Source organism: Cellulosimicrobium sp. E-16, from assembly GCF_049913115.1.
Lineage (GTDB): Bacteria > Actinomycetota > Actinomycetes > Actinomycetales > Cellulomonadaceae > Cellulosimicrobium.
In genome coordinates, this window is sequence record NZ_CP183974.1 from 185,195 (window position 1) to 201,480 (window position 16,286).

Here is a 16,286-nt window from a genome sequence, read left to right on the forward strand (position 1 = left end):
ATCAGACGTCGGCGGCGGCCAGCGCGCCGTCCACGCCCACGACCCCGAGCTCGAGGCGCGCGATCCCGTCGACCGGGACGGCGGACGACGCGCCGAGCCCGTCGGAGCTCCCCGCCTCCGTGGACGACCACGTGGCGACGACCTCCCGGGCGCCGGCGTCGTCCACGAGGACGAGCTGGTACGTCGCGCCGTCCTCCCACTCCCCGACGGGGTACGAGCACGACCAGTCGAGGCGCGTGCCCCACGCTGCCGAGGTGAGCGTGAGGTCGGCGCGCACGTCGGTCGCGCCGACCGGCTCCAGCGCGACCTCCGTCGTCCCGGCCGCGACCGGCGGCGGGGCATCCTCGGGCCGCGTGACCGCGACGCCGCCTGCGACGCCCGCCACGACCAGCCCGACGGCGGCCGCCCCGAGCAGCGCCCGGCGTCGGACCTGACGGCGCCGCGCACCGGCCGCGACGACCGCGAGCGGGACGACGACGCCGCCCACGGACCCGTCCGGTGCGGTGCCCGGGGCGCTCGCGTCGCCCGTGCCGTCCACGAGCGCGTCGGCGTGCTCCGCGGTGAGCATGCCGAGGATCCCCGGCATGCCGGCGAGCTCGCCGACGGCCTCGCGGCACGCGGGGCACGTGGCCAGGTGCTGCTCGAACGCGCGCCGGTCGCGCGGGCTCAGTGCGCCCAGCACGTAGGCCGCGTCCCACTCGCGGTACGGGTCCGGGGGAGGGGTGGCGGTCATGACGAGACTCCCTTCTCCTGCAGCGCGAGCCTCAGCGCGCGGAGCGCGTAGTGCATGCGGGACTTCACCGTCCCGGGCGGGACGCCGTGCGCCGACGCCATCTCGGCCACGGAACGCCCGTGGTAGTACGCGTCGACGACGACGGCCCGGTGCTCGGGGGACAGCGACACGAGCGCGTCCGCGACGAGCCACGCGTCGAGGACGGCCTGCGTCGCGTCCGCCTCGCCGTGGTCGGGCACGTCGGCGCTCGCGAGCTCGCGCCGGTGGTGCGCGCTGCGCAGCTCGTCGACGACGAGGTTGCGCGCGACCGTGAAGAGCCATGCGCGCACCGAGCCCTCCGGGCGCTCCAGCACCTCGGGGTGGCGCCACGCGCGCAGCAGCGTCTCCTGGACCACGTCCTGCGCCTGCGCCGGGTCGTCGGTGAGGCGCGCGACGTAGCGCTCCAGCGCGGGACCGTGCGCGGCGTGGACCGCCCGCAGCAGGTCGTCGGCGTCGGCGCGCACGCGCGGCACCTCCCCGTCCGTCACGACCCGGACGACGGTACGAGGTCGAGGCCGAACTCGACGCTGCCCGCGTCGTCGACCGTGACGAACCCGAGGCTCGGCGCCGTGACGTCGTAGTCGGAGAACGTGATCGGCACGCTGCCGACCACCTGGACGCCGTCGGCCGTCGTGCCGACCTGCGCCTCGACCGTGACGGCCTGCGTCACGCCGTGGATCGTCAGGTCGCCCGCGAGCTCGACGTCCGCCGAGCCGGCGGGGAGCTCGACGGGGGACGTGAGCGCGAACGTCGCGGTCGGGTAGGTCCCGACCTCGAGCGCGTCGCCCCGGAAGTACGCGTCGCGCGGCGGCTCGTCGGTCGCGACGCTCGCCATGTCGACCTCGATCGTCGCCTCGGTGAGCGCGCCGTCGGCGACGGTGAACGACCCGGTAACCTCGTCGGTCCGGCCGGTCACCGTGACGTCCTCGCCCTGCAGCACCTCGTGGACCCGGTATCCGGCGTAGGAGCCGTCGGCCACGGTCCAGTCGCCCGCGAGGCTCGTCGGGTCCAGCGCTCCCGCGTCGCCCGACGACGCGTCGAGCGTCGGCTCCTCGGCCGCCGCACGGTTGTTCCAGTCCGCGTACAAGCCGGGGCCGAACGCGACCACCGCTCCGCCCAGCACCACGACGCCGAGCCCGACCCCCACCAGCACCTTCGTCCTCCTGCGCACGTCCGCTCCTTCCGATCATCCTCCGTCGACCCCGTCACCCAGGGAGACGAGGCAGCCGCCCGATCGGTTCAGTCGAGTCTCGCCGTGCGACCCGATGAACCGCACGGCGAGCCGCGCCGTCGTGAGAGTAGGGGCCGTGCTCGCGACCCCGACCGTCCTCTCGAGGAGCCGACATGCGACGCACCCTGACCATCACCGCCCCGGCCCGGACCGCCCGCGCCGCCCCCGCCGTCGTGCTCGTCGCCGCGCTGGTCGGCGTGCTCGGCGGGTGCTCCGGCGGGGGAGGCGGCCTCTACGGCGGAGGCGGGAGCAGCCCGTCCACGGACTCCGGCACGACGAGCGACGGCGCGACCGGCGACGGCACGGGATCCGGCCCGGCCCTCGGGACGGCAGACTCCTCGCTCGGCACCATCGTGGTCGACGGTCAGGGAATGACCGTCTACTACTACGACAAGGACACGAAGGGCTCCGGGACGAGCGCGTGCGAGGGCGAGTGCGCCGCCGCGTGGCCCGCGGTCCACGCGGCGAGCGCGGAGCCCGAGGTCGACGGCGTCACGGCCGAGGTCGGCACGATCACCGGCGTCGACGGCGAGCTCCAGGTCACGGTCGACGGCCGCCCGGTCTACACGTACGCGGCCGACCAGGCCGCGGGCGACGTGTCCGGTCAGGGCGTCAACGGCGTCTGGTACGTCGTCGCGCCGGACGGCACCGAGATCATGGACGCCGCCCCCGCAACCGGGTCGGGTTATTGACCCGCCGCCCGGGCGCGGGCGAGCCGCGTCCCTCCCGCTACCGTCCGGTCGTCGAGAAGTGCTGGTAGTCCACGGGGCTCTCCCAGGCCCCGCCCCACGACCAGCCGGCAGCGGCGAACGCCCGCACCACGACGTCGTCGGGCAGGATGACGCCGGGCGCGGGCTCGCGCGCGACGAAGGCGGCACCGGCGGGCGGCGCGACCGCCGTGCCCCGGACCCACGGGTTCTCGACGGGGTTGACGTCGATCGCGCGCCCGAAGGAGTGCTCGGACCACCGGTCCGTGCCCGCGACGGGGCGGCAGTTGAAGGCCGACGTGTTGTCCGCCGCCATGCTCGCGTCGTCGTCCCCGCCGAAGTCGTCGACGAGTCGCATCGACCGGATCGGGTACCCGACGTCGAACAGCGTGCGGAACACGGTCACCACCCCGTCCGCGACGTCCGCGTGGACGACGAGCTCGCCCGTCGCGACGCCACCCTCGAACGTGCGGTGGCTCAGCGTCAGGTACCGCAGGTCGGAGAGGGGCACCGGGCAGCCCTCGCGCCAGGAGGACGGTGTCATGCGCGCCGCGAGGCCGGCGTCGATCTCGGAGACGGTGCCCTCGAAGACGGGTGCCTGCGGGACCGCGGGCGCCGCCGACGCGGGAACGTCCTGCGCCGCGGGGCCGCCCCGGTCCGGTGCCGCCGCGGCGGCGGGAGCGGATGCCGCCGGCTCGGGCGGTGCCGAGCGGTCGGACGGGCCGGTTGCGCCCGCAGCCGAGGAGTCCCCCGGGGGCGCCGGGCTCGCGCCGGGACCGGACGAGCAGGCGACCAGCAGGCTCGCGCTCAGCAGCAGCCCGAGCGTCGCGACGGTGCGCGCGGCGCGGGAACCTGACGACGAGGCCATGGGGACAGTCTCCGCCCGGTGCGGGGTGCGGGCTCGCGCTGACCCGGCTCCGCGGCGTCGGGGTCAGGCGTGGTCGAGCGGCGGCGAGCTCAGGCAGAACGGGTGGCCCTCGGGGTCGGCGTAGACGCGGAAGAGGTCGTCGGGGTGACCCTCCTCCTCCGGCGTCCCCGTGAGCGGGCGCGCGCCGCACGCGACGGCGTGCTCGTGCGCCGCGGCGAGGTCGGGCACGTCCAGGTCGACGTGCACCCGGGCGCCGCCGGGCCACGACGGGACGTCGGCGTCGGACCGCTGGAAGGCGAGGCGCGACGCGCCGCCGGGGATCTGGAGCGAGAGCCAGTCGTCGCCGGCCGGGTCGGTGCTCTCGTGGCCGGGGGTGTACTCCCAGCCGGTGAGGCGGCGGTAGAACTCGGCGAGCGCGCGCGGGTCGCGCGCGTCGACGGTCGCGTTGCGGAGCCGCATCGGCCGCGGGTCGGCCACGGTCAGCCGAGCTGCTCGCGCAGCCACGCGACGTCGGCGGGGACGTCCGCGTGCGTCTCGCAGACGACCGACGTCCCGGCGGCGCGCACGACCCCGAGCAGGAGCTCCGGCTCGATCGTGCCGGCGGTGAGGCCCGCGTGGCGGTCGGCGCCGGAACCGGCGGTGTCGCGGCTGTTGTTGAGGTGCACGAGGTCGACGCGACCGGTGATTGCGCGGACCTGGTCGACTGCCGTCGTGAGGTCGATGCCGCCGGCCCATGCGTGGCACGTGTCGAGGCAGAAGCCGACGTTCGCGGCGCCGTCGGCCTGCTGGATCGCCGCCCACAGGCCCTCGATGCGCTCGAGGCGGCGGGCCATGGAGAAGTCTCCGCCCGCGGTGTTCTCGACGTAGACCGTGACGTCCGTCTGGAGCGCGTCGATCGCCTTGCGCCAGTTGTCGAACCCCTTCTCCGGGTCCTCCTTCGCGGTGACGTGCCCGCCGTGGACCACGACGCCCGTCGCCCCGACCGCCGCCGCGCCGTCGACGATCTGCTGGAGCAGCTTGCGGCTCGGGATGCGGATGCGGTTGTTGGGGCTCGCGACGTTGATGACGTACGGCGCGTGCACCACGAGCTCGAGGTCCGCCGCCGCGGCGGCGTCCTTCAGGGCGTCCGCGCCGCCCGGGAAGGTGAACTCCGGTCCCTTCCAGGACTGAGGGTCGCCGAGGAAGATCTGGGCGACGTCCGCGCCGATGCTCGCTGCCTGCGCGACGACGTCCGACTGGTCGAGGTGGGCTCCGATCCGCATGGGGACCAACCTACGCGGACCCGCCCACGAGCGCGGAGCGGGTTGCGTCACGGGCGGCCCAGCACCACAGGGCAGAAAATCCATCAGTTTGATTTATACTCGTCCCCACGGCGCGATCGCGTCGAGCGCCGTGCGTCGGCACGTTGCGCGCACCCGACGAGGAGGACGAGTGGCCGAGCCGATCACCCTGCACGCGAGCGCGACGGAGGCGGGGCGACCCCTGACCCACTTCTGGAGCACGGTCGTCGGCGCCGGGCGCGCGAACGAGGGGCTGCGCGCCGACTGGCAGCGCCACCTCGCCGCGGTGCGGTCCGAGTGCGGGTTCGAGTACGTGCGGTTCCACGGCCTCCTGCACGACGACATGTTCGTCTACACCGAGCGCGAGGACGGCACGCCCGTCCTCAACTTCCAGTACGTCGACGCGCTCTTCGACGCGCTGCTCGACGCCGGGGTGCGGCCGTTCGTCGAGCTCGGCTTCAGCCCGCGCGCGCTCGCCCGGGAGACGGAGACCGTGTTCTGGTGGGGTGCGCACGGCGCGCCGCCCGTCGACCTCGACCGGTGGTCGTTCCTCGTGCGCTCGCTCGTCGAGCACTGGGTCGCGCGCTACGGCCTCGCCGAGGTCCGCGCGTGGTACTTCGAGGTGTGGAACGAGGCCAACCTGCGCGGCTTCTTCCGCGGCACGCGCAGCGAGTACCTCGCGCTCTACGCGGCCTCGGCCCGCGCCGTGAAGGCGGTCGACGAGCGCCTGCGCGTCGGCGGCCCCGCGACGTCGAACTTCGTGCCCGACGCCCGCTTCGACGGCGAGACCGAGGACTTCCAGGTGCACGAGGCGACGCTCGGCGCCGACCTCGACTCCCTCGACTGGAAGCCGGTCTGGCTCGAGGCGTTCCTCGACTTCTGTGAGCGTGAACACCTGCCCGTCGACTTCGTCTCGACCCACCCGTACCCCACGGACTGGGCGCTCGACGAGCACGGCCAGGGCGCGCGCCTGACGCGCGAGGTCGACGCGACCCCCCAGGACCTCGCGCTCCTGCGCCGCCTCGTGGACGCGAGCGCGTTCCCCGACGCGGAGATCCACCTCACCGAGTGGAACTCGTCGTCGTCCCCGCGCGACTTCACGCACGACTCGGTCCCCGCCGCCGTGTACGTCGTCCGGTCCGTGCTCCGCTCGATCGGCACCGTCGACTCGCTCGCGTACTGGACGTTCACCGACGTCTTCGAGGAGGGTGGGGCGGGCGACGAGATGTTCCACGGCGGGTTCGGCATGATCACGCTCCAGGGCGTGCCGAAGCCGACGTTCCACGCCTACCGCATGCTGCACGCGCTCGGCGGCACCCTCCTCGCGACGGCCGACGACGGCGTCGTGACGCGCGACGACGCGACCGGCCGCGTCACGGCCCTCGTGCACCACTACCCGGCCGAGGTCACGCGCTCGGTCCCCGCCTCGTTCGACGACCGCACCGTCGCGGACGCGACGGAGGCGGCCGGCTCGCCGCGCGACGTCGCGCTCGTCGTCGAGGGGCTCGCACCCGGCGCGGTCGTCGAGCTCGAGACGCTCGACCCCGAGCACGCGAACCCGGTCGCCGCGTGGCGCGCGATGGGCGCGCCGTCGTCCCCGACGCGCGAGCAGACCGCGCTCCTCGACGCCGCGGCCCGCGCGACGCGGCGCGAGTCCGTCGTCGTCCCGGCCGACGGCGTCCTGCGGGTCGAGCGCGCGCTCGCGCCCTGGTCGCTCCTCCTCGCCCGACAGGTCGCGTGAGGGGCCCGATCGTGCGCGCCGGTGGGAAGATGTGGCGGGGCGGGCGCCCGGCCCGGTCGTCGTCGACCGGGCGCGAGCAAGGAGGCAGGGCGTGACGATCGACCAGGCGGACCAGCAGGCGGCCGCGCAGTCCGCGGTGCGCCGCGGGACCAACCTGCCGCGCATGGGGGACTTCAACGAGTCGGTCATCCTCGACGCGATCCGCCGCGCGCCCGAGGGGCTGAGCCGCGTCGAGCTCGCCGGTGCGACGGGTCTGTCGGCCCAGACCGTGTCGAACATCTGCCGCCGCCTCCTGGAGGCCGGGCTGGTCACCGAGGCGGGCAAGAAGAGCGGCCGCGCCGGCAAGCCGCGCACCGTGCTCCAGATCGTGCCCGGCGGCCGGTACGCGCTCGGCGTCCACCTCGACCCGGCGGTCGTCACGTACGTCGTGCTCGACCTCGCGGGGCGCGTCGTCCACAGCCTCCGGCGGCCCACGCCGGCCGTGGTCGACCAGGAGTCGACCATCGCCGCGATGGCCGAGACGATCGACGCCGTCATCGACGCGTCCGGCGCGGACCGGGACCGCATCCTCGGTCTCGGCATCGCGGTGCCCGGCCCGATCGACCTCGCGACCGGGTCCGTCGTCGACCCGCCCCGGCTGGTCGGGTGGGGGCGCGTCCCGCTGCGCGACCGCCTCGCCGAGGCGACCGGGCTCCCTGTTCTCATGGACAAGGACGTCATCGCGGCCGCCGTCGCCGAGCGGTGGGCGGGGGCTGCGACCCACTCCGGCAACTTCCTGTTCTTCTACCTCGGCGCCGGGTCGGGCATGGGCGTGGTCGTGGACGACGTCGTGCTGCGCGGCGCGTCGGGCAACGCCGGGGAGGTCGGCGGCCTCGACGCGAACTGCACCACGCGCGCCCTGGTCAACGAGGCCGTCTCGGCAGGCGTGCTCGACGCCGTCCCGGGACGCGGCCCGAGCGTCGAGGGCGAGCAGCTCGCCCGGCTCGTCGACCTCGCCGCGGCGGGGGAGCGCGGCGCGCAGGGCATCATCGACCGCTGGGCGCGCCGCGTCGGCACGGGAGTCGCCGCCGCCGCGGCCCTCCTCGACTCCGAGCTCGTCGTCTTCGGCGGTCCCAACTGGCCCCTGCTCTCGCGGCGGTTCTTCGCGACCGTCGAGCCGATGATCTCCAGCTCGCCGTTCGTCGACAAGATGCACGACATCCGCGTCGTGAGCACGCACCTCGGCGAGGACGTCGGTGCCGTCGGTGCCGCCTGCCTCGTGCTCGACCAGACCCTCTCGCCCCAGCCCCAGGCCCTCCTCCTCGGCTGAGGGCGAGGTCCCGCCGACCGGGGTCAGCGGTCCTTCGCGAGGTCCGTCGGGCGCCGGAGCGCGAGGTCCGCGGTCGCGGCGAGGGTGACGACGGCCCAGGTCCCGGCGAGGACCAGCCCCCACAGGACGGGCGTCGTCGGATCGAGGTACCGGGCGTGGAGCGCGACGGCGGCCAGCGTCGCCGCCGTCGCGGCGACGCCCGTGACGAGCAGGGTCTCGAGCGCGACGAGGACCAGCAGCGAGCGCGCGGACGTACCGAGAGCCGGTATACGGCGAGCTCGCTCGCGCGCAGCCGGTACGTGACGGCGGTGGTGACGGCACCCAGGAGCCCCAGGAGCACGGGCAGGAAGCGGCTCGGCCGGTCGAGGAACGCCTGCACCGGGTCGCTCGTCGCCCGCAGCGCCTCGGTGCCGACCACGGCGTTGCCGCTCACGTGCAGCGCGGCGATCTGGGTCGCGGCGACGTCGTCGAGGGCCACGAGGGGATCGAGCACGACGACACAGCGCTCGACGAGGGCGTCGTCGGGCCGGAGCGGCACGGTCAGGGAGCGCCCCGCCCCGACACCCTCGCGCAGGTCCGGGGTCCGCGCGGAGTCGAGCGTCTCGGCGCCGACGCGCACGCGCTGGTCCGCCGGTCCGGCGCGGTCGAGCAGGCCCGCGTCGACGAGCGTGTCGACGTCGGCGAGCCCGGGGACCAGGGTGGTCGACGCACGTTGCACGGGGACGTCCGGGCCGACCGGCACGACCTCCGCGCTGCCGCCCGGCACGACGGCGCCCGCGGCCTCGACCCCCGGCGCTCCCGCGAGCGCCTCGCACGAGGAGCGCGAGACGAGGGCGGGCTGGTCCGGGTTGGCCTGCATGTAGCTCACGACGCCCCGCCCGCGCCCGGCGAGGTCGTCCAGCTCGCCCCGGAGCGACGCGGTCTCGAGCGCGACGAAGGCGGCGGTGCCCGACCCGAGGATGACGGCCAGCGCGACCACGGGAAGCAGCCGTGCGGAGCGACCGACGGTGTTGCGCAGGGCCTCGCGCGCGAGGTCGGCGACGCGCCAGCCGTCACGCACGGACGACCGCCTCGCGCCGGAGCGGGACGGTCGCGTCGGCGGCGGCGACGAGCACGGGGTCGTGGGTCGCGACGACGATCGTCGCGTGCGAGACGAGGCCGGCGAGGATCCGGGCGACGAGCTCGGTGTTGGCGGCGTCGAGGTTCGCCGACGGCTCGTCGGCGAGGATGAGCTCCTTGCCCGACGCGAGGGCGCGCGCGAGCGCGACGCGCTGGAGCTCGCCGCCGGACAGGCGTCGGGCCTGCTCGCCGGCCCGGTCCGCGAGCCCGACCTGGTCGAGCGCGGCGCGCGCGGTCTCCCGGGCCTCCGGTCCGGGGCGGCCCGCCGCGAGCGGCGCGACGAGGACGTTGTCGAGGACCGAGCGGCGTCCCAGCGCGTTGGACCCCTGGGGTACCCAGGCGACGACGCCGGGCGAGGGTGGTCGGGGCGCTCCGTCGATCCCGTGGAGCTCGATCCGCCCGGTCGCGAGCGGCTGGTACCCCGCGACCGCGGCGAGCAGCGACGACTTGCCGCTCCCCGACGGTCCGACGAGCGCGGTGACGCGCGCGGGCTCGAACGTCGCGGTCAGCCCGGCGAACACCGGGACGGGCCCGAACGCGATGGCGGCATCGATCACGTCCACGCGCACGGCGCTACCCGCACCCTGACGTGCCGGTGGCCTGCGTCGCGTCGCGCAGCACGCGGGAGCCGACGAGGTCGGCGTCGACGAGCACCGTGGCGAGCTCGTTCCCGGGTTCCGCGACCTCGAGCCGGCGGGGCTGCGCCGCGGTCGTGGAGCCGTCGCTCAGCAGGACGCACGTCGTGCCGTCGTGGTCCACGCGCACGGCCGTCGAGGGGACGGCACCGCGCTCCGCCGGGTCCTGGAGCGCGAGGACCGCCCCCCGGTAGCGCACCATCGACGTCGGCTCGCCGGCGATCCGCTCGAGCGTGCCCGCGGCAGCGGCCTCCTCGAGCGCCGCCACGACGCCGTCCAGCTCGGCGCCCTGGGGCGACGCGCTCGACATCGGCACCTCGACCTCGCCCAGGCGCAGCACGACCGGCTCCCGGGCGAGCCGGCCGAGGCCGCCGCCCTCGGCGATCGAGGCCACGGTCAGCGCCTCCACGGGCTGCGAGCCCGCCAGCACCGCGTCGCCGGCCTCGACCCGGTCGCCCAGGGCGACGAGCGGACCGGTGACCGCCGGCACGGCGTCGTCGACGCGTACCACGTACGAGAGGCGGAACTCCCCGTCCCGGGGCACCCCGAGGCGATCCTGGAGCGCCCGGACGGCCTCGCGCGTCGCCGGGCCGAACCGGTCGTCGACGCCGTCCGCGTCCAGGTACCCGAGCGACACGAGGTAGTCCCCGAGCGCGCGCACGTCCGGTCCGCGGTCACCCGGGCGCAGGTCGCGCCACAGCGGCTCGCCGCGGTACGCGAGCACGTCGACGCCGTCGACGGCGAACAGCGCCTGCCCGGCCACGACGGGACCCGCCTCGGTGAGCGCGGTGACGACTCCCCCCGCGGGAGCGCGGACCTCGGGAGCCACGGCGCGCACCGTCGCGACCTCGACCGCGGTCCGTCCGTCGTCGGAACGGGCGCCGACCTCGACGACCGTCGGCGCCGGCACCGCGACGCTCCGCTCCTCCGCGGCGTCGACGAGCGGGAACGCCACGGCGACGGCGACCACGGGCACGGCCCACAGCGCCACCAACGGCACCAGGCGCACCCAGCCACGGGACCGGTCGCTCCTCACAGGGCGTCGTACTCCGCGACGCACGACGCCTCGTCCAGCCCGGCGCCGGCCACGGCGCTCTGCGCCTCCGCGAGCGTCGACGGGACGCCCAGCCCGCGCTCCTGCAGGCAGTACCTCAGGGCGTCCAGCAGCGACGTCTCCTCCTGGTTCGAGGTCTGCCAGACGACGTCGACGAACTTGAGGTCGCGGTCGTAGCAGGTCTTCTCGACGCCGGAGTCGACGGCCTCGGCCGGGATCCCGCCCTGCCACACCACCCCGACGAGCTCGACGTCACGCAGCTCGTAGCCCTCAGCGCGCAGACACGCCCGAAACCGCTCGAACCCCGCCGTGTACTCGTCCTGGGACACCTCGCCGTCCATCAGGGCCTCGCGCTGCTCCGGACCGGCCGAGGAGAGGTCCTCGTCGGCATTGATCGCGTCGAAGTGTGGGATGTCGTCGGAGCCGGTGCCGCCGCAACCGGCCAGCAACAGCGTCCCCACGAGGACTCCGACGAAGGCACCCGCACGACGGGAGGGGCACACCATCACACCGCGGCGGGCACCGAGGCCCGCGTCGTTCCGGGACGAGTCACTGCTTCCCCTCAACGTTCGTCGTCGAACATCGGACAGTGGGGCTCAAGGTAGGGGCTCGCACCATATTGCACAACCCGCAAAACAAAACGTCGAGCTCTCCCGCGGGCGCGACGCAGCGGCCAGAGCCCCGCGCTCGACGTGCGCCGGGCAGTCCGACGGGACCCGGCTGGCGGGCACCGGGTCCCGTCGTCGCGTCAGGCGCGGTGGGCGCTGCCGTCGGTGGCGCGCAGGAGCGCCCAGCGGTCGTGCTCGAGCGGGGCGCCGACGGGGTAGCGGCGGGCCGCGGCCTCGTCGAAGTCGACGCCGAGGCCGGGCGCCTCGGGCGCGAGCAGGTGGCCGCCGGTCGGGACGGGGGCGCCGGGGAAGACCTCGAGCGTCGCGTCGCGGAAGGTCGCGGCCTCCTGGACGCCGAACGCGGGGGAGGAGATGTTGAGCGCCATGTTGGCCGCCATCCCGACGGGCGTGACGTCGCCCGGCCCGTGCGGCGCGGTGCGCACCCCGAACATCTCGCACACGGCGACGAGCTTGCGCGTGGGGGTGAGCCCGCCGAGCGTGGGGATGCGGATGCGGGCGAAGTCGATCGACCGGCCCGCGACCAGCGGGAGGTAGGCGCGGGGGTCGTGGTAGAGCTCGCCGACCGCGAGAGGGGTGGTGCCCGCGGCGCGCAGCTCGGGGAAGTGGGCGGCGTCCTCGGGCGCGAGCGCGTCCTCGAGGAAGAACAGGTGGGCGTCCTCGACGGCGCGCACGAACTGCCGGGCCTCGGCGGGGGTCATGCGCTCGTGGGCGTCGTGGAGCAGCTCGACGTCCGGCCCGACGCGGTCGCGCACGTCGGCGAGGATGCCGGGCACGTGGCGCAGGTAGGCGAGCGTGTCCCAGCGGTCGGTGCGGGCCCGACGGCGCGCGGCCTCGGCCTCGTCGCGCGGTGCCGTGCCGTAGGTGTCGCGGCCGGGGACGGCGACCTGGACGCGCACGTGCCGGTAGCCGCGCTCGACGGCGGCGAGGACCTTCTCGGCGACCTCGGCGGCGTCGGCGCCGTCGACGTGCGTGTACGCGTCGGCGTAGGCGCGGGCCTTCCCGCCGAGGAGCTGGTGGACGGGGAGGCCGGCGACCTTGCCCTTGAGGTCCCAGAGCGCGACGTCGACGGCCGCGAGCGCGTTGTGCTCGATCGAGCCGCCGCGCCAGTAGCCGCTGTTGAGCAGCAGGCGGTGGAGGTCCTCGATGTCGGAGGGGTCGCGTCCGACGAGCATCGGGCCGAGGTACTCGTCGATCACGGTGCGCGTCGCGAGCGGACGCTGCGGGTCGCTGCCGTCGCCGAGCCCGTAGAGGCCGGGCTGGTTGGTCTCGACCCGCACCACGACGTACGGGCAGCCCTGCGGGCCCGTGAGGAACGTGCGCACCGCGGTGATCCGCAGGCCCTGGTCCCCGGAGCCCGAGCGCTCGGGAGCCCACGGCGCAGGGGCGAGAACCTCCCGGGCGACCTCGCGGGCTACCTCGGTCCCGACCTCGGGGAGGTCGGCTCCGGTGCCGTCCGTGCCGGGCTGCTGCGCTGCTGTCATCGGTGACCTCGTTCCGCGGGGTTCGGGAGTGCGCGGGACGGTCCGCGCGACGGTGGACGGGGCCGGGACAACAGGGTGTCCGGTCGCCGTCGTTGACACTGTACATCGAATTGATTTATGTTTCCGGAACCGCGACGCTGCCCCGGCGTCGCCCGTGGACCGAGAGGCATCCCGTGAACCGACACCGACGTCGTCCGTTCCCCGCCCGCATCACCGCGACCATCGCCACCTCCGCCCTGCTCGCCGGCGCGCTCGCCGCGTGCAGCGGGCCGGCCGGTGGCGGCGGCAACGGCGGCGGCTCCGGCGAGGGCGACCCCGACAGCCTGACCATGTGGACCTTCAAGCAGTCCCACGTCGAGCCCCTGCAGAACGCCGCGAAGACGTTCGAGGAGGAGACCGGGATCTCGGTCGACGTGCAGGCGTACACCCCCGACGACGCGTTCATCACCAAGGTCCAGGCGGCCGCGCAGACGGGCGACCTGCCCGACGTCATGGAGGTCCACACGCACGGCGACGACTTCACGTTCGGGGGCGCCGGGCTGCTCGAGGACCTGTCCGACGACGTCGACGACGACTGGAGCTCGCGCTTCCTGCCCGCCGTCGCGGAGGACGGGACCGTCACCCCGGCGTACTACGAGCAGTCGCTCGCCGAGGGCTCCAAGACCGCGGGGATCGAGGAGGGCCAGCGGTTCTCCGTGCCCTTCACGATCGGCACGTTCGGCATCGTCTACGCCAACAAGGAGCGCCTCGAGGCGGCGGGGGTCACCGAGGCCCCCAAGACGTGGGAGGAGTTCGTCGCGGCGCTCGACGCCGTCAAGAAGACGAACCCCGACGACGGCGGCGTGAGCATCGGCTTCCAGTCGTCCACGACGGGCCTCGAGTGGCTCATGCAGCCGATGGCCTACGGCCAGCTCGGCAAGGACGACTTCGGCGCCCTGTTCGGCCAGGACCCGGCCAAGAACTTCGCGTCGCCCAACGGCGTCAAGGTGCTGGAGACGTACAACCAGATCCAGCCCTACTGGATGCCGGGCACGCAGTCGCTGACGATCGACGACGCGGACATCGCGTTCGCGCAGGGCAAGTCGACGTTCGACATCGGCGGCACGTTCACCCTCGCCTTCCTCGCCCAGAACGGCATGGACGCCGAGAACATCGTGACCTTCCCGGTCCCGGCCCCCGAGGGCGGCGCGATCGACGACCTCCAGCTCGCCCCGTTCGGCCTCACCGGCCTGTCGGTCTCCGCGACCACGGGCAACAAGGACGGCGCGCTCCAGTGGATCAAGTACCTGTCCGAGCAGGACGTGGCGGCCACGTTCGCCAAGGACGCGCTCGACGTCCCGCCGGTCGACCTCGGTGACGACCCGTCCTCGACGGTCGGCCCGGTCCTCGGCGCGATGATCGGCGCGTTCGGCGAGGGCGAGAACGCCTACAACCCGGGTGACACGTCGTACCGCCCCGCCGCGTACGACGCGGCCCAGGTGGGCGACGCCGTCATGGAGCTGACGCCGCTCGCGACGCAGGACGTCGCGGCCGTCTCGACCACCGTGGCCACGCTCATCGACACGTTCTGGTCGCAGTCGAAGTGACCACCCCCGCGACGATCGCCGCCGACGCTCCCGCCCACGGGAGCGTCGGCGGCGGCCGGCGCCGCGGCCGGCAGAAGATGCGCTACCGCGGCAAGGAGGTGGCGTGGGGCTACGTCTTCATCGCTCCCGCGCTCCTGCTGTTCCTCGTCATGGGCGTGTACACGCTCTTCTTCGGCGCCCAGCTCTCGTTCGTGCGCTGGAACGGCCTCACGCCCACGTGGGAGTGGGTCGGGCTGAAGAACTACGCCGACCTGCTGTGGGCGAGCCCGATCTACGCCCCGGTCGTGCACCGCGCCGCGCTCAACACGCTCGTCGTGATGATCGCCGTGCCGATCCTCATCCTCGCGGTCGCGTTCCCGCTCGCGATCGTGCTCAACCAGGCGCGCCGGTTCGCCGGTGTCCTGCGGTCCGTCTACTTCGTCCCGTACGTCACGGCGGGCATCGCGGTCTACATGGCCTGGCAGTACGTGCTCGAGCCCAACGGCGCGATCAACCTCCTGCTGCGCGCGCTCGGCCTCGGCAGCCTCGCGCAGCCGCAGGGCTGGCTCGGCAACCCGTCCACGGCGCTGCCGACGCTCATCGTCATCATGGTCTGGTCCGGGGTCCCGGTCGCGATGCTCCTGTACCTGACGGGTCTCCAGTCGATCGACTCGTCCGTGCTTGAGGCGGCCCAGCTCGACGGCGCCGGGTGGTGGCGCACCAACTTCTCCGTGGTGCTGCCGCTCCTCAAGGGCACGACCGCCGTCATCATGCTGCTCAACGTGCGCGACGCGCTCCAGGGCTTCCAGATCTTCCTCATCATGACGAACGGCGGCCCGGCAGGTCGCACCAACGTGCTCGGCCTGGAGACGTACGACCTCGCGTTCCAGCAGCAGCTCGCCCCGACCCTCGGCCTCGCGAGCGCGCTCGGCTGGCTCCTGTTCTTCGCCGCGCTCGCCGTCGCGATCGTCAACCAGCGCGTCACGAGGGAGAAGTGATGACCACCGTCGCCGACCGCACGCAGCTCCCGGACGCGCCCGCCCTCACCCCGCGCCGTCGCGGCACCCCCGCCAAGGTGGTCGTCGCGCGCGTCGTGGTGGGCGTGCTCCTCGTCGGGTACGCCGTCGTGAGCCTGTACCCGTTCCTGTGGATGGTCTCGGCCGCGTTCAAGACGCAGCAGGAGATCGTCATGGGCGGGGGCAACCTCATCCCCGCCGAGCCGACCCTGTCGACCCTGGTCGACACCTGGAGCCGGCTGCACTTCTTCGACTACTTCCTCAACAGCGTCAAGGTGACGGGCCTGACGACGCTCGGCGTCGTCGTCGTGTACTCGGCCGCGTCGTACGCGTTCGCGGTGCTGCGCTTCCCGGGGCGGCAGGCGTTCTTCCGCCTGTTCCTCGTGCTGCTGTTCGTGCCGGGCGTCGTGACGCTCCTGCCGATCGTGCTGCTCGAGAACCAGCTCGGGATCCTCGGCACGCACCTGGGGCTCATCCTGCCGTTCGTCAACGGCACCGCGCCGCTGTCGATCCTGCTGCTGACCAACGCGTTCCGGTCCGTGCCCGGGGAGCTGCGGGACGCCGCGCGGGTCGACGGCGCGGGCGAGCTGCGCATCTTCGCGCGCGTCTACGTGCCGCTCGCGCGGCCCGCGATCATCACGATCGCGCTGCTCACCGCGATCCCCACGTGGAACGAGTACCTGCTGTCGCGGGTGTCGCTCAACGACCCGTCGACGTTCACGCTCCCCATCGCGCTCCAGCAGCTCCAGTCGTCGAACGTCGTCCAGTACAACCAGCTCATGGCGGGCGCGCTGATCGTCGTGATCCCGGTGATCATCCTCTTCCTCGCGACGCAGCGGTACTTCGTCAACGGCCTGGTGGGTGCCGTGAAGGGGTGAC

At 74.2% G+C, this 16,286-nt stretch carries 16 protein-coding genes; 6 read left to right on the forward strand and 10 right to left on the reverse strand.

The window, feature by feature from the left end; all coding sequences use genetic code 11:
* Position 1: 1 nt before the first annotated feature.
* The 3 genes from ACN9MS_RS00855 to ACN9MS_RS00865 are packed head-to-tail and all read right to left on the reverse strand — an operon-like array spanning position 2 to position 1,943.
* Entirely contained in the window at positions 2–733 is a 732-nt protein-coding gene (locus ACN9MS_RS00855) for a zf-HC2 domain-containing protein (RefSeq protein WP_426310298.1), read from the reverse strand.
* The gene (locus ACN9MS_RS00860) at positions 730–1,260 is read right to left on the reverse strand and encodes a sigma-70 family RNA polymerase sigma factor (protein WP_318783053.1); all 531 of its coding nucleotides are present in this window, start codon (positions 1,258–1,260) and stop codon (positions 730–732) included. The genes ACN9MS_RS00855 and ACN9MS_RS00860 overlap by 4 nt, the downstream gene beginning before the upstream one ends.
* Positions 1,257–1,943, reverse strand: a complete 687-nt coding sequence (locus ACN9MS_RS00865; protein WP_426310299.1) for a YceI family protein — start codon at positions 1,941–1,943, stop codon at positions 1,257–1,259. Before ACN9MS_RS00865 ends, ACN9MS_RS00860 begins: the two co-directional genes overlap by 4 nt.
* Positions 1,944–2,116: 173 nt before the next feature.
* On the opposite strand from ACN9MS_RS00865, the gene ACN9MS_RS00870 reads away from it, so the two are divergent.
* A complete protein-coding gene (locus tag ACN9MS_RS00870; protein WP_426310300.1) occupies positions 2,117–2,695 on the forward strand; it encodes a COG4315 family predicted lipoprotein in 579 nt (192 codons plus the stop codon).
* Between the two features lie 37 nt (positions 2,696–2,732).
* Here the strand turns inward: ACN9MS_RS00870 and ACN9MS_RS00875 are convergent, their stop codons facing one another.
* The 3 genes from ACN9MS_RS00875 to ACN9MS_RS00885 all read right to left on the reverse strand — a co-directional run bounded on the left by ACN9MS_RS00875 (position 2,733) and on the right by ACN9MS_RS00885 (position 4,840).
* Entirely contained in the window at positions 2,733–3,578 is an 846-nt protein-coding gene (locus tag ACN9MS_RS00875; RefSeq protein ID WP_426310301.1) for a M15 family metallopeptidase, read from the reverse strand.
* Positions 3,579–3,641: 63 nt separating this feature from the next.
* Positions 3,642–4,055, reverse strand: a complete 414-nt coding sequence (locus ACN9MS_RS00880; protein ID WP_426310302.1) for a VOC family protein — start codon at positions 4,053–4,055, stop codon at positions 3,642–3,644.
* A 2-nt stretch (positions 4,056–4,057) separates the two neighbouring features.
* A complete protein-coding gene (locus tag ACN9MS_RS00885) occupies positions 4,058–4,840 on the reverse strand; it encodes a deoxyribonuclease IV (RefSeq protein ID WP_426310303.1) in 783 nt (260 codons plus the stop codon).
* Between the two features lie 169 nt (positions 4,841–5,009).
* Between ACN9MS_RS00885 and ACN9MS_RS00890 the strand changes: the two genes are divergently transcribed.
* Together ACN9MS_RS00890 and ACN9MS_RS00895 are read left to right on the forward strand one after the other, a co-directional pair.
* On the forward strand, positions 5,010–6,599 hold the full coding sequence (locus tag ACN9MS_RS00890; protein ID WP_426310304.1) for a GH39 family glycosyl hydrolase: 1,590 nt from the start codon (positions 5,010–5,012) through the stop codon (positions 6,597–6,599).
* A 163-nt stretch (positions 6,600–6,762) separates the two neighbouring features.
* Positions 6,763–7,908, forward strand: a complete 1,146-nt coding sequence (locus ACN9MS_RS00895; RefSeq protein ID WP_378233159.1) for an ROK family transcriptional regulator — start codon at positions 6,763–6,765, stop codon at positions 7,906–7,908.
* A 1,052-nt stretch (positions 7,909–8,960) separates the two neighbouring features.
* Here the strand turns inward: ACN9MS_RS00895 and ACN9MS_RS00900 are convergent.
* The 4 genes from ACN9MS_RS00900 to ACN9MS_RS00915 all read right to left on the reverse strand — a co-directional run bounded on the left by ACN9MS_RS00900 (position 8,961) and on the right by ACN9MS_RS00915 (position 12,826).
* Positions 8,961–9,590 (reverse strand): ABC transporter ATP-binding protein, encoded by a 630-nt coding sequence (locus ACN9MS_RS00900; RefSeq protein WP_426310305.1) that lies wholly within the window; start codon positions 9,588–9,590, stop codon positions 8,961–8,963.
* Between the two features lie 10 nt (positions 9,591–9,600).
* Positions 9,601–10,698 carry a peptidoglycan-binding domain-containing protein gene (locus tag ACN9MS_RS00905; protein WP_426310306.1) on the reverse strand — a complete coding sequence of 366 codons (1,098 nt, stop codon included), beginning with the start codon at positions 10,696–10,698 and terminating at the stop codon, positions 9,601–9,603.
* Positions 10,695–11,177 (reverse strand): hypothetical protein, encoded by a 483-nt coding sequence (locus ACN9MS_RS00910; protein ID WP_426310307.1) that lies wholly within the window; start codon positions 11,175–11,177, stop codon positions 10,695–10,697. Before ACN9MS_RS00910 ends, ACN9MS_RS00905 begins: the two co-directional genes overlap by 4 nt.
* A gap of 287 nt (positions 11,178–11,464) precedes the next feature.
* The gene (locus tag ACN9MS_RS00915; RefSeq protein WP_426310308.1) at positions 11,465–12,826 is read right to left on the reverse strand and encodes an enolase C-terminal domain-like protein; all 1,362 of its coding nucleotides are present in this window, start codon (positions 12,824–12,826) and stop codon (positions 11,465–11,467) included.
* Positions 12,827–12,999: 173 nt separating this feature from the next.
* Here ACN9MS_RS00915 and ACN9MS_RS00920 point away from each other — a divergent pair, with 173 nt between their 5' ends.
* Genes ACN9MS_RS00920 through ACN9MS_RS00930 form a run of 3 tightly spaced genes read left to right on the forward strand, consistent with a single transcriptional unit; the run spans position 13,000 to position 16,285 of the window.
* Positions 13,000–14,412 (forward strand): ABC transporter substrate-binding protein, encoded by a 1,413-nt coding sequence (locus tag ACN9MS_RS00920; RefSeq protein WP_389275624.1) that lies wholly within the window; start codon positions 13,000–13,002, stop codon positions 14,410–14,412.
* Entirely contained in the window at positions 14,409–15,389 is a 981-nt protein-coding gene (locus ACN9MS_RS00925) for a carbohydrate ABC transporter permease (protein WP_197088843.1), read from the forward strand. Before ACN9MS_RS00920 ends, ACN9MS_RS00925 begins: the two co-directional genes overlap by 4 nt.
* Complete coding sequence (locus tag ACN9MS_RS00930; protein ID WP_426310309.1) at positions 15,389–16,285, forward strand: carbohydrate ABC transporter permease; 897 nt, start codon at positions 15,389–15,391, stop codon at positions 16,283–16,285. The genes ACN9MS_RS00925 and ACN9MS_RS00930 overlap by 1 nt, the downstream gene beginning before the upstream one ends.
* Position 16,286 lies beyond the last annotated feature (1 nt).

Excerpts from the sequence above, each read along its gene's own strand:
- ACN9MS_RS00855 (WP_426310298.1), bottom strand. The coding sequence starts at position 733 with ATGACCGCCACCCCTCCCCCGGACCCGTACCGCGAGTGGGACGCGGCC.
- ACN9MS_RS00870 (WP_426310300.1), top strand. The coding sequence starts at position 2,117 with ATGCGACGCACCCTGACCATCACCGCCCCGGCCCGGACCGCCCGCGCC.
- ACN9MS_RS00875 (WP_426310301.1), bottom strand. The coding sequence starts at position 3,578 with ATGGCCTCGTCGTCAGGTTCCCGCGCCGCGCGCACCGTCGCGACGCTC.
- ACN9MS_RS00885 (WP_426310303.1), bottom strand. The coding sequence starts at position 4,840 with ATGCGGATCGGAGCCCACCTCGACCAGTCGGACGTCGTCGCGCAGGCA.
- ACN9MS_RS00895 (WP_378233159.1), top strand. The coding sequence starts at position 6,763 with ATGGGGGACTTCAACGAGTCGGTCATCCTCGACGCGATCCGCCGCGCG.
- ACN9MS_RS00915 (WP_426310308.1), bottom strand. The coding sequence starts at position 12,826 with ATGACAGCAGCGCAGCAGCCCGGCACGGACGGCACCGGAGCCGACCTC.
- ACN9MS_RS00930 (WP_426310309.1), top strand. The coding sequence starts at position 15,389 with ATGACCACCGTCGCCGACCGCACGCAGCTCCCGGACGCGCCCGCCCTC.